We start from the raw sequence: 24,907 nt of genomic DNA on the forward strand, positions 1-24,907 counted from the left end.
CCGCTTCATGTCAGCCCTGCATGCGCCTCTGCGCCGCTAGAGCCGGGCCAGCTCCGGCGTGGCGCCGCGTTTGCCCATCCATGCCTTCTTGAACAGATGTTTCGCGTAGCGGGCCGAGCGCCGGTCCCCCTTGGCCTTGTAGGTCTGCCACAAGCCATAAAGGGCATGCGCATTGTTCGGGGATTTGAGCAGGGCGCGGTGAAACATCACTTCGGCGCGGTCAATCTGGCCATCCTGCAGCAGCAGCGCCGCGAGCGTCTGGCGGGCGGGATAGTACCAGATCGGCGGTTCGCTGTAGGGAAGCGCATCCTGCAGGTCTGCAGCGCGCTCCATTTGCGAAATGGCACTGTCGAAATCGCCATTCCCGGCGGCAATCCGCGCGGACACGATCAGGGACGAGATCCGGGCGATGTCGCCCGCCGGCAGGTACTGCGCTTCCAGTTCGGCCACGCCATCGCTGGTGATCAGGGCATCGATCCGGTCTGCTTCGGCCTGTGCGCTGACGGCGTCGCCCTCGGCCGCGAAGGCCAGTCCGCGCGCATAATGCCAGGCGACGCTGTCCATCACGGATTCCGTGCCCGGATCGGGCAGGCCGAGCACCGTGTCCGGCGACGAGAATTGCGCATGGGCATAATAGGCAGACGGACGGATCAGGGCGATCCAGGGGGCGAGGGAGGACATGTCCTGTGGCAGTGCCGCATCCAGCCGGGAGGCTGTGGACAGCGCAGTCTTTCCGTCGCCCGCCATCATGGCCGAGGTCAGGATGAAATGGAGATTGTGCGGATAGTATCCGTACTCGTAGAGCGGCGGCGCATTGCCGCTGGCAATGTAGAGCTCGTCCGCACGGGCTGCGGCCAGATTGGACTCCATCGACCGTTTCCACTGGCCGGTCAGGTACCAGAGGTGCGAGGGCATGTGCACGAGATGGCCCGATTGCGGGGCAAGGCCCGGCAGCTGTTCGGCCGTCGCGATGGCGCGGAAGGGATCGTCGGATGCTTCGGTTGCATGGATGTAGAGATGGATGGCGTGGACGAAGTCCGGATTGCGGTCCAGCACCGTCTCAAGCAGGTTGATCACCTCGGCCGTGCGGCCTTTCGGCGTGTGACCGTCGGCCTGCCAGTAATCCCAGGGCTGGGTGTTCATGGCCGCTTCGGCGGCGAGGGAGAGGACAAGGTCATTATTGGGAAATTGTACGGCGGCCAGAGCCAGGGCGTCTGCGAAGGCCACCGGATTTTCGGACACATTGCCATCTTCCGTGCGCGGATACCGCGCCACCATGGCATCGATCAGCATCTGTTCCAGAACGGGCGTGCCGGAGGCGCGCAGCTTTGCGGCCTGCGCCGCATCATGCGCCTGTTGAAGCGCGTCCTCGCCGACGGCCAAATTGAGATTGCTGCCGCGCGCAAACGCCTCGCCCCAATGGCACATCGCGCAGCCGGGATCGGCGGCCTGCGCCTGGCGGAACACATCGATGGCGGCATCATGATTGAAGCTGATGACGAGGGACAGGCCGAGATCGAACAAATCCTGTGCGTCAGGGGATTCGGTGGTGACCGGATAGGTGATGATTGGCGCCGTCAGGCCGGCGGCGAATGTGTTGCCGACCTTTCCGGACTCGGCATAGGCCCGGGCGGCGCCGAGAAACAGGCTGAGCCGCCGGGCGCTGCTTTCGCTGCCGAGACAGGATTCACCCGACAGAAGGACGGGATCCGGGAAGGGCGCCTGCCGGGGCCGCTCTGCAATGTCCACGCCGCCGAGCGCGAGCAGGGCGGCTGTGAGAAGTGTGCCTGTTTTCCAGTAGGCCATACGGTGTCCCCTTTTCTCCCGAGAGGGGAAAGTACCGCAGGTCTGTCAATCTGTCATGGGTCGGGCCGGTTTGCGCGCCGACATGCGACGCGCATGAAAGCCCGTATGCTAGAGCACGTTCTTCAGGCCGACCTTCATGTCGAGGGCGGTATAGACGTGTTCGCCATCCACATAGACGCGGCCGTCGGCGATGCCGAGATTGAGCTTGCCACGGCGCACGCGCTTGATGTCGATCTCGTAGCGGACGAGTTTCTTGTCGGGCGTGATCTCGCCGGTGAACTTGACCTCACCGACCCCGAGGGCGCGGCCCTTGCCGGGGCTGCCGGACCAGCCGAGCCAGTAGCCGACGGCCTGCCACATCGCGTCCAGCCCGAGACAGCCGGGCATGACCGGATCGCCGGGGAAATGGCACTGGAAGAACCAGAGGTCCGGCGTGATGTCGAGTTCGCCGATCACGCTGCCCTTGCCGAACTGGCCGCCATCCATGGTGATTTCCGTGATCCGGTCCATCATCAGCATGGGCGGGATCGGCAGCTGGGCATTGCCGGGCCCGAAATAGCCGCCTGCGCCGGATTTCAGCAGGTCTTCCTTCGAATAGGAGGATTGGGGCGTGTGGTAATCGTGCGGTCCGGACATGGCGGTTCCCTTGTTCATTCAAGCGCAAGAGGCCGTTCGAGCCTGTGCGGCCCGGCTTGTCAACCATGCGCTGCGGCTTTGCGGGAGTGGGGATCAGAGCGCGGCGGCGCTGGTCTCGATGCCCCAAAGGGCGCGGGCGGGAACGTGGCCGCGATATTGCCCGGCCGAGACACGGCACCAGCCTCGCTCACAACTCCCGAGTTCAACCAGGACAGTGGCTTCGATGCGGGCAATCTCGGGACTCATTGCGTCCGGTTCCCGGTGCATCACCGTGTCAGCCTGGACCATGGCGCGGTTGCCTGGCTCCAGCATGCGGGCATGCACCCAGACTTCGGCGCCTTCCGGATCGCGCACCCGGCGCCAGTTCTGGCTTTCCTTGATGATCAGGAGCGGCAGGCCCTTGCGTTCGTATCGCCAGAGAATGGGATGGTCGCGGCTGGGCCCGGCGCGGCCATTGACGGCATTGTATTTCAGAGACTCGAAGCGCGGCACTTCCTTGCCGGAAAATTTGCTGACCCGGACATAGGTCGGGCCCTCGGCGACGGCGACCGAGCCGGCCAGGAGGAGTCCTGTCAAAAAGAGGGCTGCCCACTTCATGTGCAGTCTTTTCCCATGTCTGCGAGGGGCTAGAATTCCATGGTCGAATGAATCTTGTGTAAAACATGAAGCGTTGGCGCGGCCTGATCCCTCTGCTAAGGCCCGAATGAGAATATTTGCAAAAAGAGTCCCCATGCCTGCGAAGAAGTTGAAAGTCGTTGTCACAAGAAAACTCCCGGCTCCGGTCGAGCTGCGCCTTAAGGAGTTGTTCGATGCCCGCCTGAATGACGATGACCACCCCTTCACACAGGAAGAACTGGCCGAGGCCATGCAGACCGCCGATGTGCTGGTGCCGACGGTGACCGACCGGCTGGACGGGCGCATCCTGGCGCGGGCCGGCGAGCAATTGCGCCTGATCGCGCAGTTCGGCGCAGGCGTGGACAATATCGACGTGCAGAGCGCCGTGCAGCGCGGCATCACGGTGACCAACACGCCGGGCGTGCTGACCGATGACACGGCCGATGTCGCCATGGCGCTGATCCTGTCCGTGCCTCGCCGCCTGTTCGAGGGCGCCGAGGTGATGAACCAGCGCGGCTTTGATGGCTGGACCCCGACCTGGATGATGGGTCGGCGCCTGGCCGGCAAGCGGCTGGGCATCATCGGCATGGGGCGGATTGGCCAGGCCGTTGCGCGCCGCGCCAAGGCGTTTGGCCTGCAGATCCATTATCACAACCGCAAGCCGGTCAGCCCGCGCATCGAGGAATTGCTGGAAGCGACCTATTGGGACAGCCTCGACCAGATGCTGTCGCGCATGGACATCGTCTCGGTGAACTGCCCGCACACGCCGGCGACCTTCCACCTGATGAATGCGCGGCGGATCGAGTTGATGAAGCCGGACGCCTATATCGTGAACACCGCGCGCGGCGAGGTGATCGACGAGGCGGCGCTGGCCCGCGCGCTGAAGGCCGGCAAGATTGCCGGGGCGGGCCTCGACGTGTTCGAGCGCGAGCCGACGGTGAACGAGGAATTGTTCGGCCTGCCGAATGTCGTGCTGCTGCCGCATATGGGCTCGGCCACGATCGAGGGCCGGACCGAAATGGGCGAGAAGGTCATCATCAACATCAAGACCTTCGCCGACGGCCACCGCCCGCCAGACCGCGTGATTCCCGCAATTCTGTAAATTCTGTCTCTATTTCAGGTTGACGTTTCCTGACTGGTTTTCCAATCTGGACCGGTTCAGGGAGGGCTGATCTGGTGTTGCGTATTCTGGCGGTCGTGGCCGCCATTTTTGTTTGCGGTCATGCGATTGCGCAGGAACCCGCTCCTCCTACCCTTGAAGAATTCCTGAGCGATCTGGATTTCTGGAGTCCGGAATTGTCGCCATCTGGCCGGTACATGTCAGGCGTGCGCCGCGTCGACGGCGAAGACTTTCTGGTCATGCTCGATCTGGATAATCCGGCGCCGACACTCGATGCGACCAATCTGGAGGATTTCTACATCCGCTGGGTCGACTGGATCAGCGATGACCGATTGCTAGTCGCGCTGACAGGATATGTCGACATCCGGTCTGGTCGCACCATGTCTCGCGAGGAATTGCGGGACTGGGATGAGGACAGTCGGACTATTCCCAAACCCTTTTCCCGATTGCTCTCCGTGGAGCGTGAAACCGGGAAGACGGTGGCCATGTTCCAGGAAGAGAAAAGCCTGCACCGGAACTTCTATCTGACCTCGGTAACGGACATGTTGCCGAATGATCCGGACCATATCCTGATGCCCGCGCGCCTGGCCGGAGACCTCGACCTGTTCAAGGTAAATGTCACAGATGGTACAGTCGAGCGTATCGCGACAGGAACGAGAAACACCTATGCGTGGTACACAGACCGGAATGGGGAGCCGGCCTTTCGCCTGAATGTAAATGCGCGGGGCACCGTCATTTATATTTATGCGCGCGAAGATCGGAAAAACGGTTCGATCAAATGGCGAAAGATCCGTACGGTACGCCTCAAATCGCGTCAGAATGACGAGGCGGCGCTAGACTTCCAGGTACTTTATCCCGGCCCTACAGAGTCGACCTACTATGTGTCTGCCCGGCCGGATGATGAAGACAAGGCTGGCATCTATCTTTACGATTTCGAGCGGGATGAAATTGTCGAAACTGTCCGTAAGCATGAAGAGGTCGATATTGAAGATGGATTCTTCAACACTGAAACTCGAGAATTGGTGGGGGTGTTCTATTATGATGACCGCCTCGTCATCGAGATGGACGATCCCCTGATCCAGAGTCATCTGGATGCGTTGAACACGTATTTCGGGAATGAGGCCAATGTGATCCCGCTTGATGCCAGCGAAGATGGCAAACGATGGCTGCTCAAGGCCGTCGGGCCACGCGAACCGGGTTCGTATCATATCTATGATCTGGATACCGCGGCGGCCACGAAACTCGGCAATCAGCACCAGCGTCTGGTCGGCAAGACGTTCGGCGCCACCGATGTCGTGACGTATACGGCGCGGGACGGGCTGGAACTGCATGGATACCTCACCCGCCCTCCGATGGCTGAAGGTGCGCCTCCGCCTCCACTTGTTGTCATGCCGCATGGTGGTCCGGAAATGCGGGACATGGTCACCTTCGATCAGGACGTGCAAATCCTTGTGGCGCGCGGATACCAAGTGTTCCAACCCAATTTCCGTGGCTCTTCCGGATTCGGGAAGGCGTTCGCTGACAAGGGACGGCGGCAATGGGGGCGGGCCATGCAGACCGATGTGGAAGATGGATTTGACCATCTTGTGGCCAACGGCCTGGCGGAGGCAGACCGCGCGTGCATTTTCGGTTATTCCTATGGCGGGTATGCCGCGATGGCGGCCGCCACGCTGACCCCCGAAAAATATCAATGTGTGATTGCTGCAGCAGGGATCAGTGACTTACTTGCATTCTTGCGTCGTGAACGACGTGAAGAGGGCAGCAATTCCGAAGCCTACCAGTATTGGGTCGCACATATTGGCCACCCGGGGCGCGACAAAGAGACCATTAAAGCAGTTTCGCCGGTTGAGCATGCGGGCAATCTGTCACGACCTCTTCTGATCCTGCACGGCAAGGATGATGGTGTGGTAAACTACGAACAAGCCGAACGTATGGACAAGGCCCTACGCAAAGCAGGTAAGTTCTTCCGGCTCGTGACGCTGGAAGATTCCGACCATTCCTACATGTCGGAAGAAGACGAGCTGACCTACTACACCGAAATCCTCTCCTTTCTGGAGACGCACTTGCCGGTAAATTGATAGGGCGGGCCTAGTCCAGGGCGCCGATATAGGGCAGGCCGCGATACTTGCCGGCATCGTCCATGCCATAGCCGACCAGGTAGCGGCCGGGCGCATCAATCGCGCAATAGTCGACGCCCTGCTCGCCGCGCGGGGCCCAGGGTTTCTGGGTCAGCGCACAGGTGATGACTTCGCGCGCGCCCTTTGCCTGCATGTGGGCCTTGGCAAAGGCCAGCGTGCGGCCGGTATCGAACACATCATCCAGAATGATCACGCCGCGATCCTTCACAGAACGGGCCAGATCCGCGCGCACCACCACCCGGCCGGAGCTTTCCCGCGCATCGCGATAGGATTCGAGCCAGATGACATCGAGCGTCGGGTGAATGTCGCGCCGGGCGAGGGCCTTCATCAGGTCTGCGGTGAACGGCGTGGCCCCAATCAGGATCGACACGATGGTCCAGTCCCCGGTCAGGCGCGGGGCCAGCGTTTCGGCCAGCTGGTCGATCTGTGCCAGAAGTTCGTCTTCCGGCACGATGACTTCGATCTTGGGCATGTCGGTCATTCCGCAGGCAGGTCCGTTTCAGTTGGGGTCTGGGGGTCCGGTTCCGCGTCCGGTTCAGGCGTTTCGTCTGTATCACCGGCAGGGACGTCCGCGAGGTCCACGAATTTCAGTTCGATCTCGAAGCTTTCCATCGGGGCCTGTTCAACCACGATCCGGAACATGCCGGCCTCGCCGGGTGCCAGGGCATCCGGGCGGATGCGGCCATAGGTGGTGGCCACGATGACGCCGCGCTCATCCTTCAGGTCCACCTGAACGGCGGGTGTGTCGACTGTGGACCGCGAGATGTTGAGCGCTTTGCCGGCGACGGTGACGACCGGAATCGTGTCATTGAAGGTGCGGCTGCGTTCAATGTCCTCGAAATCGAGGCCAAACCGGTTCACCTTGAATCCGAGCTGGCTGTAGGCGGTCCCGGCCTCGGGCCAGATTTTTGCCACTTCATTGCGGTACATGATGGCGGCGACGCCGAGCGAGAAGAAGACTGCAGCGGTCACAAGCCAGGACAGAAGGGCGGCCGTGCGGCTCTTGCGGCGGCGTTGTTCGCGGACTTTCTCGCGGTAGATTTCATGTGCCGCGGCGGGGGTGCGCTTGACCGTGTCGCCGAGATGTTTCGGTTCGACAAACCAGGATCCGCCACAGGCGGCGCACTTCACGGTGCGCCCGCTTTCACCGATTGTTGAGTCATCGGCGAAATACTGGGTTTCACAATGGGGACAAGTGAGGATCATGACTTGGTGTTTCCCGCAATTCGCCCCAATAATCCACTCGAACGAGCACAGGACAGGAGCTGATGACTCTTTCCCGCCATGACCTGTTTGACGATGTTGCCGTGCGCCTGGACAGCGTCTCGCTGCGGTACGACACGTCGGAGGACATTCTTAGCGGGATTGACCTGGTCCTGAAACCCGGATCGTTCAGCTTTCTGACGGGGGCTTCCGGTGCTGGCAAGACCAGCCTGCTGAAACTGCTCTATCTGGCGCTGAAGCCGACGCGGGGGGAAGTCTCGCTGTTCGGCCGTCCGACCAGCCGGCTGACGCGCGACCAGCTCTCGGCGCTGCGTCGCCGGGTGGGCGTTGTGTTCCAGGAATTCCGCCTGCTGGACCATCTGACCGCGTATGAGAATGTGGCGTTGCCGCTGCGGGTGCTCGGCCGCAAGGAAGCGAGCTATCGCCACGATGTCGAGGAATTGCTGGCCTGGGTGGGGCTGGGCGAGCGGATGCATGCGCGGCCCCCGACGCTGTCGGGCGGCGAGCAGCAGCGTGTGGCCATCGCACGGGCCGTCGTGACCCAGCCGGACATCTTGATCGCGGACGAGCCGACGGGCAATGTCGACCCTGAAATGGGGTCACGCCTGATGCGCCTGTTCCTGGAACTGAACAAGCGCCGGGGCACGACGGTGATCATCGCGACGCATGATCTGGGCCTGGTGCGGCAGGTCGAGGCACCGGTCTTCCGCCTGCAGCACGGCCTGCTGGTACAGGATGTGGAATACGGCCCGGCGGCGCGCCGTCGCACAGATATCGTGAAGGCGGCGGAATAGGCATGGCCAGAGAGACCCCGCTGCTGCCCGTTGAGGATGCGCGCGAAATGGCGCTGTTCTTTGTCGTGGGCGCGCTGTGTTTTCTCGCCGCGCTGGCAACCCTGTCGGCCAAGTCGACCTATGGAGCTGCGCGCAGCTGGACCGCCGAAGTGGAGGGCGAGTTGACCGTGTCTCTGCCCGATGCCGACCGGCGCGGGGCCGAGGAAGCGCGGCAGATCATCGAGGCCACGGAGGGTGTGCGCGAGGCGCGCCTGCTGTCGAAGGCGGAGATCGACGCGCTGCTGGAACCGAATTTCGGGAGCCGGGGCCTGCCGGACAGCCTGCCCCTGCCGCAATTGGTTGCGGTGCGCGCCGATCCTGAGGTCGACTTCATGGGGCCAACCCTCGAGCGCCGCCTGACCGAGGCCGGGTTTGCCAATGCCGTGGATGAACATGCTGACTGGGCAGGCGATGTGCGGCGGATGCTGGCGATCGCGCGGCTTGTGGCGCTGACGGCGGTGGCCCTTCTGGCCTCGACCGCCGTCGCGGTTATTGCTTTCGCCACGCATGCGGCCCTGCTGGCGCGCCGGGACATTGTTGATGTGCTGCATCTGGCTGGGGCACGTGACCGCTATATTGCCGGCCTGTTCGAGCGCCGTTTCTGGCTGCTGGGCCTTCGGGCCGGGGCGGTCGGGGCGCTGTTGGCGCTGGGCGCGGCGGCGGCGATGATCTTTGCGGCCCATTCGAGCGGCGCGCGCTCGGGCTTGCTGCCGGTGTTGAGCCTGGACCTGCTGGACGTGATGATCCTTGTGGCGACGCCGCTGATCGCGGGCCTTGCCGCCCGCCTTGCGGCGCGCGTGACCGTTATTCGTTCCCTGAAGAGTGTGATGTGAGCGGCGAACGGCGATTGCGACAGAAACGGATCGGACTGGTGCCTGCCCTGCTGCTGGCCTGCCTGCTGCTGGCGGTGGTGGACTTCATCCTGTTTGCGCAGCGCGCCGCCAGGGCCGATCACGCGCCGGAGATCACCGCCGATGCGATCGTGGCCCTGACGGGCGGGTCCGGCCTGAGGATTGCCGCCGGCGTGGATCTGGTCTCCGAAGGCCGGGGCGCGCGCCTGTTGATCTCCGGGGTGCATCCGGATGTGACGGTGGAGGACCTGATCGCGCTGGCCGGCGGATCGGCGGACGTCTGGGCCTGCTGCGTCGATGTCGGTTATGTGGCCGAAACCACGCTGGGCAATGCCGACGAAACCGCGGCCTGGGCCTATGAGCGCGGCTATGAGAGCCTGATCATCGTCACGTCGGACTATCACATGCCGCGCAGCCTGATCGTTCTGGAGAAGGCAATGCCGGACATCGCGCTGAAACCCTGGCCAGTGCGGACGGTGAATGATCCAGCCCGGATCTGGGCCGATCCGGATTCGTTCCGCGGTGTGCTGCTGGAATGGGCGAAGTGGCGGGTGACGACCTTTGCGTGACGCGCTATCTGAAGCGGGATGATGATGTTGCGTTCCATCCTGTTCGTGATCTGGATGTACGGCCTGATGGCCGTCATGGGGATCGTTTGCCTGCCGGCCCTGTTGCTGCCCAAATCCGTGACCTTCTGGGCGATCAGCCTGTATGCACGGGGCTTGATCTGGGGCCTGCGCGTGATCTGCGGCATCGAGGTGGAAATTCGCGGACGCCAGAACATGCCGCGCGGGACGGTGCTGTATGCCGGCAAGCACAATTGCATGCTGGATGTGTTCATTCCGTTCCTGGTGATGCCGGCGCCGGCGATCATCCTGAAGCAGGAATTGCTCTGGTATCCGTTCCTCGGCTGGTACGCGCTGAAGACGGCGATGATTCCGATCGACCGGGCCGGGAACACGAAAACGCTGAAGAAGATGGTCGCCGAGGCGAAGACCCGCGCCGAGGATGGACGCCAGATCGTGATCTTTCCGGAAGGCACCCGGACGGAGCCGAGCGCCCCGCCTGCCTATCATGCCGCCGGCATTTCCGGACTGGCGAAGGCCATCGAGGCCCCCATCGTGCCGGTGGCAACAAATGCCGGCCTGTGCTGGCCGGGCCGGGGCCTGAAGCGGACCCGGGGGAAAATCATCTATGACATCCTGCCGCCGATCCCGGCAGGCCTGCCGCGCAGGGAGCTGATGACACGGCTGCAATCGGACCTCGAGACCGCATCGGACGCCCTTGTCGCAGAGGGACGCAGCGTGCAGGGTCGCCTCGCCGCCACCAGCCAATAGGACCCGTTCATGGCCGAGCCTTCGACATCCCGGAAGAAGAGCCGATTCTGGCTGTATCTGCCCTTCACCCTGTTGCTGCTGGGGATCGGCGCGTGGACCGCTTACTGGTTCGTCGCCAAGGGCCAGCTGGACAAGGGGATCGATCAGTGGATTTCCGAACAGCGCGCCAATGGCACGGTAATCGAATATTCCTCGAAATCCCTCGGCGGATTTCCCTACAGGTTCGAACTGGTTGTGGACGATCCGGTGTATCAGGCTGCCGGGCAGGGACGCTGGGAGGGCGAGAAATTGCGCCTGGTGATGCAGCCCTGGAACTGGCAGCATGTGATCGCCTATTCGCCGGGCCGCAATCTGGTGACCGAACCGGGCGGCCTGCGCCAGACCGTGACGCTGGACACATCGTCGGCGACCAGCGTGTCCTGGACCCGCGACGGCATTCGACGGATCGGCGTGCAGATGGGCAGCGCCACCGCGCTGATCAATGGTGAATCCTATGAGACGGCAGGGTTCTCCCTGAACCTTGCCCCGCGGTCGGGGGCAGAGGATGACCTGATGATTGCGCTGCAATGGGACCGGCTGACCATCAATGCCGCCCCGCAGGGCGCAGAATTCCTGGGCGATACGCTGGGCCCCTCGCGTCTGATTGGCGAGGTACGCGGATTTTTCCCGGCCTGGATTCGTGCCGGCGGAGATCCGGAGCGGTTCCACCGGGCGCTGGTCCAGCAGGAGGGCGGCGTGGAGATTGCGCAGGCCCTTCTTGACTGGGGCCCGCTGGACCTCGGCATGAAGGGGGACATTGCCTACACCAATGGACGGGCCAACGGGTCCTTCGGCATACGGATAGAAGATACGACCGAATTGAGGGCGGTGCTGGAGGAATCCGGCCAGCTGGGCCAGCAGGAAAATGCGATGCTTACCATGCTGGAAACCTCGTCGGCGGACGGCGGATTTCTCAGCTTCACGATCCAGGATGACGAGGTCCGGATGGGGCTTGTCCCGGTTGGGACATTGCCGGGTCCGGGCTATTGACGGCGCCGTCGCGGCGCAAGCTGAAAGCGGCCTGTGAAACGCTGGCGGCCGCAGATCCTGCGCTGGGACGGGCCTATGACGAGCTGGGCGTGCCGCACTGGAGGGTCGGCGATCCCTGTTATGCGGCGCTGTGCCGATTGATCGCCTACCAGCAATTGTCGACCAAGGCAGCCGGAACCATCTGGGGGCGGACCGAAACCCTGTTCGGCGAGGTGACGCCGCAGGCCGTGCTGGCCGCCGATCCAGAGGACATCCGTGCGTGCGGCATGTCGCGGCCCAAGGTGCGGCACATGCGGTCGATTGCCGAAGCGATCACACGAGGCGATCTGGACCTGCAGCGCGTATGTGCGACCGATCTTGAGTCGGCGCGCCGCGAACTGGTTTCGGTCAAGGGGATCGGCCCGTGGACGGCGGAACTGTTCCTGCTCTATTCGGTCGGGGCGATGGACGCCTTTCCGGTGGGAGATGTCGGCCTGATGGAGGCGCACAAGCTGCTCTCGGAGGTCGAAACCCGTATGGAAATCAAGGAATTCACGGCCCATGCGGAAATCTGGCGGCCGTATCGGGGTGTCGCTGCGCACATGTTGTGGGGCTGGATCAATGATCTGCGCGACAAGGCCGGGCGGGCGGGCCCGCAGGCCTGATCAGGGAAAACGTTGCAAAACGCCGTTTCTGTCATAATCTGATGATGTGAATCACCTAGAGCAGGGGCGAGACGAAAAGGAGCTGCGCCTTCAGTCGGTTCGAGCAAGCATATGTTCTCTGCACCATGGAGGTCTTCCATGGCTGAGATCCTTTCGGTCCCTCCGAGCGGCCGGCCCGCTCTGGTATTGAATGCCGATTTCAGGCCCCTGTCCTATTATCCGCTGTCATTGTGGCCCTGGCAGGAAGTGGTGAAGGCCGTTTTCCTCGACCGTGTTGATATCATTGCAGAATATGACTATGTCGTGCGCAGCCCGAGCACGGAGTTCCGTCTGCCGAGCGTCATCGCATTGCGGGATTTCGTACGCCAGGACCGCCCGCCGGCGTTCACGCGATTCAATGTCTTCCTGCGCGACGGGTTCGCCTGCGCGTATTGCGGCACGTCCGAGAATTTGACCTTCGACCATGTGATCCCGCGCTCGAAGGGCGGCCGCACGACATGGGAGAACATCGTCGCGGCATGCAGCCCGTGCAATCTGCGCAAGGGCGGAAAACTGCTGAAGCATACCGACATGCACCTGTCGAAGCCGCCGGCACGCCCGAACAATTACCAGCTGCAGGAAATCGGCCGGAAATTCCCGCCGAACCATCTGCACGAGACCTGGATGGATTATCTCTACTGGGATGTCGAACTGGACGGCTGACCGTGCGGGTCAGGACCCGAGATAGGCCTGGCGGGCCTGTTCGATATGGGCGAGTTTCGCCTCGACCGCCGACCAGTCATCGGATTCTGCAACCGGAGCCCAGACGGCCTCGACTTCGTCTATCAGCAGGCTGACCGGAGCGGGCGCCTGGAAATAGGCATGGTGCAACCGGTCCGGGCGGACCGGCTGGCGGGCCTCGAAGCCGTCCCGGACCGGTGCGAAAGGATCATCGACATAGAGCGCGGCCAGCGGAGAGGCCGATGCTCGGTCCGCGCTGGCCACGCCGCCAAACCAGTCGAAGAAGACTTGGGGCCAGCTGGCGCCGGTTTCGGTCATCCAGGCATAGAAGGCCTGCAGGAATTCCGTGTCGGCCTGCAACTCGCCCAGTGGTGCAATATCGAGCAGGGCATGCGTGTGGGTGATGAAGCTGTCCTGATAGGCCGTCTGATAGGGGGCCAATCCGGTTGCCAGTGCGTCGGCATCGGCGAGCGGCAGCAGGGCAGAGGCCAGCTGCTGGAGGGCCCAGCCGCCCTGAACGGGCTGGCGTCCAAACCGGTAAAGTCCCTGCTGGTCGAAATAGGCGGCGGTGAAGTTCGGATCGGAGACAGGCAGGAAGCGCCATGGCCCGAAATCGAATGTTTCGCCAGTGATGTTGAAATTATCCGTGTTCATCACACCATGGACGAACCCTGCGGCCATCCACTGGCCGATCATGCGGCCGGTGGCGGCCGAGATGGCAGCGAGAAGGTTGACCGTCCTGCGGGCCCTGTCCGGATCGTCTGCACCGGGATGGAAATGGCGGACGGCATAGTCGACCAGACGGGCGAGAGCGTCTGTTTCCTCGAGATAGGCGAGACGCTGGAAGCTGCCGAAGCGGATATGGCTGTGGGAAAGCCGTGTCAGCACGGCTGAGCGCGTGGGCGAAGGCTCGTCATTGCGGGCGAGCTGTTCCCCGGTCTCGACGAGGGCAAACGCCTTGGATGTGTTGACGCCGAGCGCTTCGAGATAGCTGGCGGCGAGAATTTCCCGCACGCCGCCCTTGAGGGTCAGGCGGCCATCTCCCTGCCGGCTCCAGGGCGTCTGGCCGGACCCCTTCGTGCCGAGATCGAGCCAGCGCAATGCGCCATCGCGCAGCTGGGCGAACAGGAATCCGCGGCCATCGCCAAGCTGGGGGTTGTAGGTGCCGAACTGGTGGCCGTGATAGCGCAGGGCCAGCGGCTGCGGGAGATTTGCGTCCAGCGGATCGAACCGGCCGAAATGGGCGATCTGTGCCTCCGGTCCCAAATGCCCGAGGCCGACAGCCTCTGCCCAGCGGGCGTTCCAGAAGCGCAGCGTGTGGGAGGGAAAGCCGGCGGGGTCCACCGGGTCTGCGATGAAATCGGCAATGTCGAGAATCGGTGGGGACTGGGTCATGGCCAGACACATAGGGGGTGAATGAAGAAAGGGCGACCCGCCGGGCCGCCCTTTCCTGAAAATACGCTGTGCAAGCTGAGCCTAGTATTCGTAGGTCAGCTCGAGGCCGACAAGGCGGCCCTTCTTGAGCGGGGAGAACGTACCGCCGGCCGGCAGGCCCATATACGGATAGTTCTGGCCGGTCGAGAGCGGGCCCGGGAAGGGCAATTGCGTGTCGTTGCCGGCCTGGACTTCGTCGAGCAAATTCTTGCCGTAGATGGAGGCCGCAAGACCGTCGATCGGCGTTTCCCAGGTCAGGTTTGCGTCCAGCATGTTGGCGGACTGGATCCAGCCGAAATTGCTGTCCGTGTACGCGATGCGGTCGCGGAACTGGTAGTTCACCTGACCGACCAGTGCGCCATTGTCGCCAAGGTCGACATCCTTGATCAGGCCGACACCCCAAGTTGCCTGCGGCACGCGGGGCAGGTCGAGGGAGAGGTCGCTGGAGCCGACAACACCGTCTGCGTCGAGATCGAAGAAGACCTCGTCATAGGAGGCATCGATCATGCCGACATTGAAGGTGGCGAGCCAGGAATCGGCGATTGCGACGCGGCCATCCACTTCGATACCGGTGATGGAGGCATCTGCCGTGTTGATGATGTTCTGCACCACGCCGGACGATCCGGCGGTGTTCACTTCCCGCTGCATGTCCTGGATCTTGGTGTGGAACAGGGCGCCATTGACCTGGACGCGGCCGTCTTCGCTGCTGGTCTTGAAGCCGACTTCGAAGGCATCGACTTCTTCCTCATCGAAGCCGAGATCGCCGGTCTGGGTCACGAAGGACTGGAAGATCGGGATATCGGTGATGCGGAAATTGTAGCCACCGGACCGGAAGCCCTTGGTGTAGTGGGCATAGGTCTGGAAATCGTCGGTCCAGAAGTATTGCAGGCCGACTTTCGGCGTCCAGTTGGACCAGTCATTGCCATCGCTGAAGCCGTTCGGCTCTGCCACCAGGCCGCCGGTGATCAGGGAGATCAGGGCATTGGTGCCGTCCGGCGAGCAGGTGCCGCTGACAACGGAACACTCGTTCCGCGGACGGATATAGATGACGTCGGCATCCTTCTCCTCGGAGGAATAGCGCAGGCCGACCGTGGCAACCAGTTTGTCGGTCACGGAATAATCGACATTGGCGAAGGCGCCCCAGACCGTGTGATCCTGACGGCCGCCACCATAGAAGCCCCACGGAATGGAGGCCGGCAGCGTCGCCGGACGGGTCGTCGGCAGGTTGCGGGTCTCGGTGTAGGCGATTTCCTGTTCGAAATAGTACAGGCCGGTCGTCACGTCCGCCTTGCCGAAGGTACCGGCATAGCGCAGCTCGTTGGAGAATTGTTCCTGATTGAACTCCGATCCGGAGTGGAACAGCGTGAACGGCGTGGCGTCGATGTCGCCGACCGTGGCCGATTCCAGATCGCGATAGCCGAAGATGTTGGTGATGCGGCCATTGCCGAAATCAACATCATAATCGGTGCGGATGGAGCCAAAGATGGTTTCGGCTTCGGCAAGACCCGGCTCGTTGATCGAGAAGTCGAACGTCTTGCGATCGAAATAGGAGCGGTTCTGACCGGACGGGCCGTCGCCGCGGCTGTCGGTGTATTCGACCTTGCCGAGCACGGTCAGGCGCTCGGTCGGCGTGAATTCGAGCGCGCCGCGATAGGTGGCGATCTGAAGTTCGCCATGATTGTCGCCATTGTACTGGTTTTCGAAATAGCCGGCGTCCGACGTGTAGGAGGCGCCGATCTTGCCGTTCAGCAGGCCTTCGATCAGCGGACCGGAGACATAGCCCTGAATGGTGCCGCTGGCACCGCCACGGTCTTCATCCACAGGACCGTCGACCTTTGCGCCGATCTTGTAGGTGAATTCGTCGCTCGGATTGCCGGAGTTCACGACCACGGCACCTCCGGTCGTGTTGCGGCCGAACAGCAGGCCTTGCGGACCGCGCAGGATCTCGATGCTTTCGACATCGAACAGGTCAACGACGACACCGGTGTTCACGCCGATATAGACGCCATCGACGAACACGCCGACGGCCGGGTCGATGGAGGGGATGGACGAGTTCACGCCGAGGCCGCGGATGGCGAAGTTCGCCGTGCCGCGCGAGGTGCCGACATCATCCAGCGACACGTTTGGGGACGAGTAGGACAGGCTTTCCAGGGTCGTGACGTTCAGGGCGTCAAGCGTGTCGGAGTTGAACGCGGAGACGGCGACCGGCACGTCCTGGACGTTCTCGACGTCCTTCTTTTTGGTCGCGGTGACCGTAACCGTGCCGAGCACGCGGTCGATGGCGGATTCGCGCTCGGATTCGGGCGCCGGAGTGGCGTCCTGGGCCTGAGCATTGGCCGCAAGAAAGAGGACGGCAGAAGCCGTCACAAACAATGACTGTTTGAGATGCATAGCAGTTTCCTGATTGTGTATTTCGAGTTCCGGGAGGGGGTTCGAGCCCGCTCTTGGCGGCGGGTGTTCGTCAAAAATAATCGTTCTATTGCCGGATACAGCCTCAAAATCTGGTTAGGTTTCAGGTTTGTCCAACACTGTAACATTTGCGCCACAATCCGGGCGATTCTGACCGATTTCGTGCAGATTGTGACGGCGGCTTTCGAAAGAAGATGAACACAACAACGTTGTCACAAAATTTATCCCCCATTTGGGGGGCAGAATTGCTGCGCCGCACAACAATATGCCCCTGTTCGACTGGCGAACCGGGCATATTCTGTCTGTGGGTGAGGCCAGAGCCGGGCACCAGAGACCGGCCGCTCACAACACGGGAGGAAGTAGATGAATCGTGAAATGAAAATGTGGCTTAGTGCGTCTTGCGTTGCGCTTGCGGTCGGCATGCCAGCCGTCGCGCAGGAAGACGCCGAGGCGCGCCAGGAGACGGTGGTGGTCACCGGGTCCTTTATTGCCGGTACGCCGGAAGACGCGGCCCTGCCGGTCGACGTTCTGACGGCCGGTGAACTGAAGCTGGAAGGATCGCCCAGTGTCACCGAACTGATCCGGAACCTCGGCGTATCGTCCGGGGTCGACGGACAGACCAACCAGTTCGCCTCGAACGGACTGGAAGGCACCTCCAACGTAAACCTGCGCGGTCTCGGGCCCGGCCGGACGCTGGTCCTGCTGAACGGCAAGCGCCAGACCTTCTCGCCCTATGGCGTGGGTGAGCAGGCGCAGCTGTTTGTTGACACGAACATGATTCCGTCGGCCGCAATCGGCCGCATCGAAGTGCTGAAGGACGGCGCAGCCGCCCTGTACGGCTCGGATGCCATTGCGGGTGTCGTGAACTTCATCACGCGGACAGACCTCGAGGGCTTTGAAGTTGGTGGCAGCTTCCAGCAGTTCGACGGATCTGATGGCGAGTATGATGTCTCGGCCGCCTGGGGCAAGCAGGGGGGTGACTGGAACTTCATCATCTCCGCAGGCTACCAGTACAAGAATGAAGTGGCGCTGCTCGAAAAGGACTGGGCAATTTCCGACATCACGGAAAACCCGGTGGGTGGCTTCTCGTCCCTTTCCAATCCTGGCCGCTATGTGGCGCTTGGCCTGACCGGTACCGGCCTTGGCGTCATTGGCGCCGTGAACCGCGAAGCCGGCTGTACCGATGTCGGCGGCATCGTCAATCCGGCCAATGATCAATGCTACTTCCAGTTCACCCAGTTCGACAATTTGGTGGAAGAGGAAGAGCGCTACCAGGTCTTCACCGAATACAATCGCGAATTCTCGAATGGCATCGGTCTTCATCTTGAAGCCCTGTACGGCATGACCGACGTTCCAAGCTGGAAGACGTCTCCGTCCTATCCGCCGCAGGAACTCGCGACGCAAGTGGTGCCGGTGAGCAATCCAGGCTTCCAGCAATATATCGCGGACAATCCGGGTGACTTCCCGGCCGGCACGCTGGCTGCTCTCTATATCGGACGGTCGTTCGGCTGGGGTGGCTTCCCGGGTACGGGTGGCGCACAGGAAGGCTTCCGCGAGCATGAAACGCTGCGGATTGCCGGTGAGTTGGACGGTACTTTCGAGAACGGCATCAACTGGTCGACCAGCCTCGGCTACAGTGAAGCGTCTGCCGACCGGAACACGAATGACACGTATATTCTCGGCTTCACGGCCGCGTTGAATGGCTATGGTGTCTGTACCGACCCCATTACCGGGAATGACCCGGCAACAGGAACGCAACCATTTGCGGCCGGCTATACCGGATCACTCGTCGCTGGCACGGGCGCGTGTGAATACTACAATCCGTTCTCGAACGCGATTCCTGCCAACGCAATCACGGGTGAAGCCAATCCGTCCTATGTTCCGGGACTGGAAAACTCCGAGACGCTGGCCGACTGGTTGACCGACGGTCAGTTCACGGCGGCTGAAACCAGCCTGCTCGTCTTCGACGCCGTGACGAATGGGCAGTCGAATGTGCAGGCGGCGGGCGGATCCGTCGGCTGGGCAGCTGGTTTCCAGGTTCGCCGGGAAACCTACACGCTGACGCCGAACAGCCTGAACAATCTCAACATCACGCCCGGGCCGGGCGGCACGGGACCGTTCTCCTTCCTGGCGGGCTTCACCCCGGCAGACCGGGAGCAGACGATCTATGCTGGTTTCGGCGAATTGCAGATTCCGCTGTTCGAGGATCTCGATGTGCAGGTGGCCATGCGGTATGAAGACTATGGTGGCGAGGTCGGTTCGACCTTTGACCCGAAAGTCGCTGCCAAATGGCAGGTGAATGACGCGCTGTCCCTGCGCGGGTCGGCCCAGACCTCGTTCAAGGGCCCGACGCTGAACCAGCTGGCCGGCAATGTCACGACGCTGCAATTCGTTGCACCGACGTCGGCGTTCAAGGCGGTGGACCAGTTCGGTAACCCCGCCCTGTCGCCGGAAAGTGCCTTCAGCTTCAATCTGGGTGCCATCTACCAGAATGGCGGCTTCAACGCCTCGATCGACTACTACAATTTCGACTTCTCTGATCCGATCATCGTTGAAGATCAGGCTTCGATTGTGAACGCTGCACTTGCGGCGCTTGCGGCCGGGGATGACGAAGCAGCGATCCTGGAGCGGATCACCTTCACGGACAATAACAGTGACGGTGTGAACCAGGCGAACGAGATTGCCCGTGTCGAGACGAATATCGTCAATGGTCCGGACATCAAGACGTCCGGCTTCGATATCCGCGTCGAGAATGTCTGGGACAATGCCTTTGCCGGGGGTGACTTCTCCATGGGTGCCGAAGCGTCCTACATCCTCGAATATGATGTGGACGATTTCGAGATCGAAGGGGTGATCATTCCGGGCGGAGACCGTGTGGACCAGTTCAACCGGTCCAACTTCTCCCGCTCCCTGCCGCAATGGAAGGCGAATGTCTTCGCCAACCTGGCGACCGGAGACCACAATTTCCGTGGTGTCATGCGCTACATCGACTCCTATGAAGATGAGCGCGGCGACCTGACCGGAAACAACACGACGGAGATCGACAGCCAGACCACGTTCGACCTGAACTATGATCCGTACACCCACAATCCGTTCGGACGTACGTTCAAGGTCAGCGTGACAAAGCGTTTCGGCGGCAGCAACTGATTGCCATCGAATGCAGCACTGGAGGCGGCCCTCGGGTCGCCTCCTTTTTTTATGGGATCAGATGGCGCCGAGCGCCCGGCCGGCTTCGACGCCTGCGTCCCGGATGGCAATGCGGACAGCATCCGACAGGGCGGTCATGTTCATGAACCCATGCACCATGCCGGGATGTTCGCGGACGCTGACCTTGACGCCGAAACTGGCCATCTTGTCGGCATAGGCGAGGCCTTCATCCTTGAGCGGATCCCAGCCGCACAGTACGAAATGTGCAGGCGGCAATCCCTTGAAGGCGGCAGGTTCGGCGAACAGCGGCGAGACGCGCGGATCCATGCGCTGGGCATGGTCGCCGATATAGGCGTCGCGGAAATATTCGAACAGATTGGCCGAAATGAAGAATCCGCCTTCCTGGAAGGTCATCTTCTTTGTGCGGATGTCGACAAACTGGACGAGCGGATAGAGCAAAAGCTGGAAAGCGGGGCCCCGCTTTCCGGTGCGCACCAGTTCCTGCGCAAGGAAGGCTGACAGGTTCCCGCCGGCACTGTCGCCACAGACGGCCAGCCGATCCGGGTCCACTCCGCAGATGTCGGCATGGGTCGTGATCCAGTTCCAGGCTGCCAGCGCATCTTCGTGGGCGGCAGGAAATTTGTGTTCCGGGGCCAGGCGGTAGTCGACGGCGATGACCCGGGCGCGGGCCCCTTCGGCCAGGCGCCGGCAGATCATGTCATGGCTGTCGAGGTCACCCAGCACAAAGCCGCCGCCATGAAAGAAGATGATTCCGGGGCCAGGCGGGATACCAGCGCCAAGAGGCGTGTAGATGCGCGCCTTCATCGGGCCGGCCGGGCCGGGCAGGGTGATCAGCGAGATATTGGCCATTTCCGGCGCGTCGCGTTCAATGGCGCGGCTGGCGACATAGAATTGCTGACGCAGACGGTCGACCGAGCCTTTCCAGTCCATGGCGGAAAAGTCCGGCATCTGGAGTTTGTCCATGAACTGGCGGAAGGTGTCATCAAGGCCCATGCGGGCTAAATGGCGTTTAATTGAGGCCTTGTGAAGACGTCATTCCGTCGCCAAGGTGATGGCATGAAAACTGTCGACGTCTTCTGGTCGTTCCGATCGCCCTATTCCTATCTGGCCACAAAGCGCCTGCGCGCCCTGCCGCAGAAATGGGAGGTGCGGGTGCGCCCGCGGCCGGTCTATCCAATTGCGATCCGCACGCCGGAATTCTTTTCGGAAGTCCGCCCGCAATGGGTGCCCTATCTGATGCGCGACATCGTCCGCCTGTCGCAATATCTCGGCCTGCCGCTGGGCCCGCTGAACCCGGACCCCGTGGTGATGAACATGATGACGCGGGAGATTTCCCCGGACCAGCCGCATATCGGGCGGCTGACGCGGCTGGGCATCCTGGCCTGTGAGGCCGGAGACGAGGCGGGCTGGGCGTTCATGGATGAAGTCTCGACGCTGATCTGGTCCGGCGGGGCGTGGACGGAAGGCGATGCCCTGGCTGAGGCCGCCGCCCGGGCGGGATTTGACCTCGCCGACCTCGATGCCAGGCAGGCGTCGGAAACGGAGCGGCTGGAAGCGGTGATCGCGGAGAACCAGGCGGCGCAGGACCCGCATCACTGGGGCGTACCGCTGATGGTGTTCGACGGAGAAGCCTATTTCGGACAGGACCGGCTGGACGTGCTGGAGTGGCGGCTTGCCCAGTCCGGCATCGCGCGGCGCGTGGATTAGAGGTTCGGCAGGCCGCGCAGATTGTCGATGCCGACATTCTCGAAGTCCGCAGATTTCACCATGTCGGCGAAGACCCTTCCCTTCGTGCCCTGGGGCAGCGTCTTGAAGGCAGTCAGGGCCGTGACGCCCAGATCACAGACGTCAAGCGCGGCGAGGGCGGAGTCCGATGGCCCATCGCGGCCCGATGCCATCAGCAAGGGCATGATCTGGGGATCGGAAATCAGGGACATGGCGAGGCTTTGCAGAGCCGCTTCGTCCCGCGAGGTGACCGGGCCGTGCTGGACAGGGTGGCTGCGGGCATCGCCTATGGCGCGGAAGGCATGGGCGAAGGAATCGAATGTATAGTCGGACAGTTCCGATCCGAGCTCGGCAAGATCCGATGCGGCCGCCATCTGGCCGGAAAGACCGGAGACGGCGTTGAAATCCTGATACCGGCTGCCGGCGCACCAGCGATGACGCGACCGGGATGCCTTGCGCAATCCCTTGCGGGTCATGTCCAGCCAGGCATCCACATGGCGCATGTCGGCCTGGGCCAGCTGATCGCTGTGACGGGCAAGCACGGTCGTGGCTTCCTCCATGGCAATGCGCGTATGGTCATAGGGTTGCGCCGTGGCGAGCCGGCGATCGAGCCGGTTGCGGGCGGCCGGGTCCACCTCTGCCATGGCGGCGAGAAAGTTGCGGGCAGACTTGCCTTCGAAGGCCGCATGGACGGCGGAGTCCTGTGCGGGGGCCTGGTGAGACGGCGTCAGGGTTGCCGCGGCGACCGGCTGCGGTGCGGGATCCGGTTTGGGCAGGCTGAGCACGGCAAAGAACGCGCCGGCGACGACGGTCAGCGTGATGGCCCCGAACACCAGCGTGTTCCCGCCTGACGATTTCGACTCGCCCCGTGCATCAAAGGTCATGCCGCTGTCCCCCAATAGAACAGGGAGCATAGGTGCAAAATCCTGACAAAGACTTATCAGGAATTAAAACTCAATATAATCAGGTGCTTGGAGCGGTTCAGGCTCAGGCCTCCGCCTCGACGGCGTTCACCACATGCGACAGGGCTTCCAGCATCAAGGGGGCTTCGAGCGCCTCTGCCATGACCCGGATGAGGGGTTCCGTACCGGATTTACGCACCACCATCCGGCCGCGCTCGCCCAGCATGTGATCTGCCTGCGCAAGGGCATCCTTCACGGTATCGCTGTCCAGCGGGTTTGCGCCGCTGAACCGGATATTGACCAGCTTCTGCGGCGCGGGCGTGAAGACACGCAGCAATTCCGAGGTCGGCCGGTCGTTGGCTGACACGGTCTTGAGCACCTGCAGCGCTGCCAGCAGCCCGTCTCCGGTGGTGGAGACATCCGACAGGATGATGTGGCCGGACTGTTCCCCGCCTAGATTGAACCCGTGCTGGCGCATATGCTCGCCGACATAGCGGTCACCGACCTGTGTCCGCGCGAGGGTCAGGCCCATATCCTTGAGATATTCCGCGAGCCCCATATTCGACATGACGGTGGCCACCATGCCGCTGCCCTTCAGGCGTCCGGCGCGGTGCAACTCGCCCGCGATCAGCGCCATGACCTGGTCGCCATCCACTTCCTCGCCCTGTTCATCGACGATGACCAGGCGGTCGGCATCGCCGTCGAAAGCGATGCCGATATCCGCTTTCCGTTCGAGCACGGCTGATTTCAGCTGGCCGGTAGATGTTGATCCGACCCCGGCATTGATGTTCATGCCATCCGGCGTGTCGCCGATCAGGAAAAGATCTGCGCCGAGCTGGCGCAGGGCTGCCGGGCCGACTTCGAAGGCCGCGCCATGGGCGCAATCGAGCACAATCTTCAGACCGGACAGATCCATGTCGGCACCAACCGTGTCCAGGCACCGGTCGAGATAGAGCGCGGTCGCATTGCCGAGCCGCTGCGGCGTCGTGATGGCGGCCGGCGCCGCATAGGCGCCTTCGAACGCCGTTGCCATGGCGGCCTCGAGCGCCTCCTCGGTTTCGTCGGTCAGCTTGATGCCTTCGGGACTGAACAGTTTCAGGCCATTGTCATCGGCCTTGTTGTGGGACGCCGAGATCATCAGGCCGAGGGCCGCGCCGGTGGCGCGTGTCATCAGGGCAACGTTGGGCGTCGGCACGATGCCGAGCAGGACAGGCTGCAGCCCCATACTGGTCAGACCGGCGATCAATGCGGCCTCGATCATTTCGCCTGACCGGCGGGTGTCGCGGCCGATCACGACTTCCCGGCCGCCTTCCGGCGCAAAGGTACGCGCGGCGGAAATGGCCAGCCGCAGGGCGGATTCCGCCGTCATGGGCGGCGTATTCACGCGGCCGCGAATTCCGTCCGTGCCAAAATATTGACGTGCCATGGGCGAATCCTCCACAGGCGAGTCTGGCAGGAATGCCGCCGAAAATCGAGACGGATCGTCAGGCGGGTGTCACGTCGCCATAGACGATGAAATGCGGATTGTCATAGCCGCGTTCGGTCTTGCCATAGAGCAGGGGTGTTCCGTCTTCCGTCAGCACGCGTCCACCGGCAGCTTCGACAACGGCGTGGCCCGCAGCGGTATCCCATTCCATCGTCCGGCCCATGCGGGGATAGAGGTCTGCCTCTCCGGCGGCGATCAGGCAGAATTTCAGGGACGAGCCTGCGCCGACGGTTTCGGCGACATTGAACTTGCCGAGCCAGTCATCGGTTTCCGGGGACCGGTGGGATTTAGATGCCACGGCGGTCAGTCCGGCAGTCGGGGCCGGACGGATCTTCAGCGGCCGGCGGCTGGACGGCAGGTCCCCACCCGGAGCGGCCTCGGCCTGCCAGGCGGAATTGTGGCTTTCAGCGACAAACAGGCGGTCGCGGGCCGGCGCATAGACGACCCCCATGACCGGGCGGCCATGCTCGATGATCGCGATGTTGACCGTGAACTCGCCATTCTTGTTGATGAATTCCTTCGTGCCATCGAGCGGATCGACCAGGGCGAAGCGATGACCGTGTTCGGGCACCTTGCCGTCGCTGAAGGATTCCTCGGCGACGACGGCCAGATCGGGTTCTGCCTCGGCCAGCCCTTGCAGAATCAGGGTCTCGGCGCGCTGGTCGGCTTCGGTGACCGGGGACGCATCTCCCTTGCGATCGACATCGAAATCGCTCTCATAGATGTCCATGATGAGTTTGCCGGCATCGAGCGCAATTCGGGCAAGCTGGTCTGCTGAAATCGTCACTGTGTGTGGTCCCCCTGACTGAATGCGCGCCCTTCCTGTCAGC

The 24,907-nt window shown here is 62.5% G+C and carries 22 protein-coding genes; 11 read left to right on the forward strand and 11 right to left on the reverse strand.

The features are described from left to right. Positions 1–36: 36 nt before the first annotated feature. From HF955_RS06635 to HF955_RS06645, 3 genes are all read right to left on the reverse strand, one after another. The gene (locus HF955_RS06635) at positions 37–1,806 is read right to left on the reverse strand and encodes a tetratricopeptide repeat protein (RefSeq protein ID WP_291078774.1); all 1,770 of its coding nucleotides are present in this window, start codon (positions 1,804–1,806) and stop codon (positions 37–39) included. Positions 1,807–1,914: 108 nt separating this feature from the next. Then, positions 1,915–2,442 carry a bifunctional 3-hydroxydecanoyl-ACP dehydratase/trans-2-decenoyl-ACP isomerase gene (gene fabA, locus HF955_RS06640; protein ID WP_027838251.1) on the reverse strand — a complete coding sequence of 176 codons (528 nt, stop codon included), beginning with the start codon at positions 2,440–2,442 and terminating at the stop codon, positions 1,915–1,917. A 93-nt stretch (positions 2,443–2,535) separates the two neighbouring features. Further along, entirely contained in the window at positions 2,536–3,018 is a 483-nt protein-coding gene (locus HF955_RS06645) for an SH3 domain-containing protein (protein ID WP_291078775.1), read from the reverse strand. A 154-nt stretch (positions 3,019–3,172) separates the two neighbouring features. Here HF955_RS06645 and HF955_RS06650 point away from each other — a divergent pair, with 154 nt between their 5' ends. Further along, positions 3,173–4,159, forward strand: coding sequence for a D-glycerate dehydrogenase (locus tag HF955_RS06650; protein WP_291078776.1), 987 nt, complete (start codon positions 3,173–3,175; stop codon positions 4,157–4,159). A 74-nt stretch (positions 4,160–4,233) separates the two neighbouring features. Next, the gene (locus HF955_RS06655) at positions 4,234–6,255 is read left to right on the forward strand and encodes an alpha/beta fold hydrolase (protein ID WP_291078777.1); all 2,022 of its coding nucleotides are present in this window, start codon (positions 4,234–4,236) and stop codon (positions 6,253–6,255) included. Positions 6,256–6,265: 10 nt separating this feature from the next. Here HF955_RS06655 and HF955_RS06660 read toward each other — a convergent pair whose 3' ends face one another. Further along, positions 6,266–6,787: a phosphoribosyltransferase gene (locus HF955_RS06660; RefSeq protein ID WP_291078778.1), complete on the reverse strand. Its 522-nt coding sequence runs from the start codon at positions 6,785–6,787 to the stop codon at positions 6,266–6,268. 5 nt (positions 6,788–6,792) lie between these two features. Beyond that, positions 6,793–7,521 (reverse strand): MJ0042-type zinc finger domain-containing protein, encoded by a 729-nt coding sequence (locus HF955_RS06665; protein ID WP_291078779.1) that lies wholly within the window; start codon positions 7,519–7,521, stop codon positions 6,793–6,795. A gap of 62 nt (positions 7,522–7,583) precedes the next feature. Here HF955_RS06665 and ftsE point away from each other — a divergent pair, with 62 nt between their 5' ends. From ftsE to HF955_RS06700, 7 genes are all read left to right on the forward strand, one after another. Beyond that, entirely contained in the window at positions 7,584–8,333 is a 750-nt protein-coding gene (ftsE, locus tag HF955_RS06670) for a cell division ATP-binding protein FtsE (protein WP_291078780.1), read from the forward strand. A gap of 2 nt (positions 8,334–8,335) precedes the next feature. Further along, positions 8,336–9,205, forward strand: coding sequence for an ABC transporter permease (locus tag HF955_RS06675; protein ID WP_027838245.1), 870 nt, complete (start codon positions 8,336–8,338; stop codon positions 9,203–9,205). After that, positions 9,202–9,792: a YdcF family protein gene (locus HF955_RS06680; RefSeq protein ID WP_291078781.1), complete on the forward strand. Its 591-nt coding sequence runs from the start codon at positions 9,202–9,204 to the stop codon at positions 9,790–9,792. The genes HF955_RS06675 and HF955_RS06680 overlap by 4 nt, the downstream gene beginning before the upstream one ends. Before the next feature lie 18 nt (positions 9,793–9,810). Then, positions 9,811–10,560, forward strand: coding sequence for a 1-acyl-sn-glycerol-3-phosphate acyltransferase (locus HF955_RS06685; RefSeq protein ID WP_291078782.1), 750 nt, complete (start codon positions 9,811–9,813; stop codon positions 10,558–10,560). A gap of 9 nt (positions 10,561–10,569) precedes the next feature. Next, positions 10,570–11,589 carry a DUF2125 domain-containing protein gene (locus HF955_RS06690; RefSeq protein WP_291078783.1) on the forward strand — a complete coding sequence of 340 codons (1,020 nt, stop codon included), beginning with the start codon at positions 10,570–10,572 and terminating at the stop codon, positions 11,587–11,589. Further along, entirely contained in the window at positions 11,586–12,233 is a 648-nt protein-coding gene (locus HF955_RS06695) for a DNA-3-methyladenine glycosylase (RefSeq protein WP_027838242.1), read from the forward strand. The genes HF955_RS06690 and HF955_RS06695 overlap by 4 nt, the downstream gene beginning before the upstream one ends. 138 nt (positions 12,234–12,371) lie before the next feature. Then, entirely contained in the window at positions 12,372–12,935 is a 564-nt protein-coding gene (locus HF955_RS06700) for an HNH endonuclease (protein WP_291078784.1), read from the forward strand. A 9-nt stretch (positions 12,936–12,944) separates the two neighbouring features. Here the strand turns inward: HF955_RS06700 and HF955_RS06705 are convergent, their stop codons facing one another. Both HF955_RS06705 and HF955_RS06710 read right to left on the reverse strand, forming a co-directional pair. Continuing rightward, the gene (locus HF955_RS06705; protein ID WP_291078785.1) at positions 12,945–14,348 is read right to left on the reverse strand and encodes a protein adenylyltransferase SelO family protein; all 1,404 of its coding nucleotides are present in this window, start codon (positions 14,346–14,348) and stop codon (positions 12,945–12,947) included. Between the two features lie 81 nt (positions 14,349–14,429). Then, entirely contained in the window at positions 14,430–16,778 is a 2,349-nt protein-coding gene (locus HF955_RS06710) for a TonB-dependent receptor (protein WP_291078786.1), read from the reverse strand. Positions 16,779–17,159: 381 nt separating this feature from the next. Between HF955_RS06710 and HF955_RS06715 the strand changes: the two genes are divergently transcribed. Next, positions 17,160–19,943, forward strand: a complete 2,784-nt coding sequence (locus HF955_RS06715; RefSeq protein ID WP_291078787.1) for a TonB-dependent siderophore receptor — start codon at positions 17,160–17,162, stop codon at positions 19,941–19,943. 57 nt (positions 19,944–20,000) lie between these two features. Here the strand turns inward: HF955_RS06715 and HF955_RS06720 are convergent, their stop codons facing one another. Beyond that, positions 20,001–20,957, reverse strand: coding sequence for an alpha/beta hydrolase (locus HF955_RS06720; RefSeq protein WP_027838238.1), 957 nt, complete (start codon positions 20,955–20,957; stop codon positions 20,001–20,003). Between the two features lie 63 nt (positions 20,958–21,020). On the opposite strand from HF955_RS06720, the gene HF955_RS06725 reads away from it, so the two are divergent. Next, positions 21,021–21,671 (forward strand): 2-hydroxychromene-2-carboxylate isomerase, encoded by a 651-nt coding sequence (locus tag HF955_RS06725; RefSeq protein WP_291078788.1) that lies wholly within the window; start codon positions 21,021–21,023, stop codon positions 21,669–21,671. On the opposite strand, the gene HF955_RS06730 is transcribed toward HF955_RS06725, so the two are convergent. The 3 genes from HF955_RS06730 to cysQ all read right to left on the reverse strand — a co-directional run bounded on the left by HF955_RS06730 (position 21,668) and on the right by cysQ (position 24,864). Then, entirely contained in the window at positions 21,668–22,573 is a 906-nt protein-coding gene (locus HF955_RS06730) for a hypothetical protein (RefSeq protein ID WP_291078789.1), read from the reverse strand. The genes HF955_RS06725 and HF955_RS06730 overlap by 4 nt on opposite strands. 103 nt (positions 22,574–22,676) lie before the next feature. Then, positions 22,677–24,017 carry a phosphoglucosamine mutase gene (glmM, locus tag HF955_RS06735; protein ID WP_291078790.1) on the reverse strand — a complete coding sequence of 447 codons (1,341 nt, stop codon included), beginning with the start codon at positions 24,015–24,017 and terminating at the stop codon, positions 22,677–22,679. A gap of 58 nt (positions 24,018–24,075) precedes the next feature. Further along, positions 24,076–24,864: a 3'(2'),5'-bisphosphate nucleotidase CysQ gene (cysQ, locus tag HF955_RS06740; RefSeq protein ID WP_291078791.1), complete on the reverse strand. Its 789-nt coding sequence runs from the start codon at positions 24,862–24,864 to the stop codon at positions 24,076–24,078. Between the last annotated feature and the right edge of the window lie 43 nt (positions 24,865–24,907).

Source organism: Hyphomonas sp. (assembly GCF_017792385.1).
Lineage (GTDB): Bacteria > Pseudomonadota > Alphaproteobacteria > Caulobacterales > Hyphomonadaceae > Hyphomonas.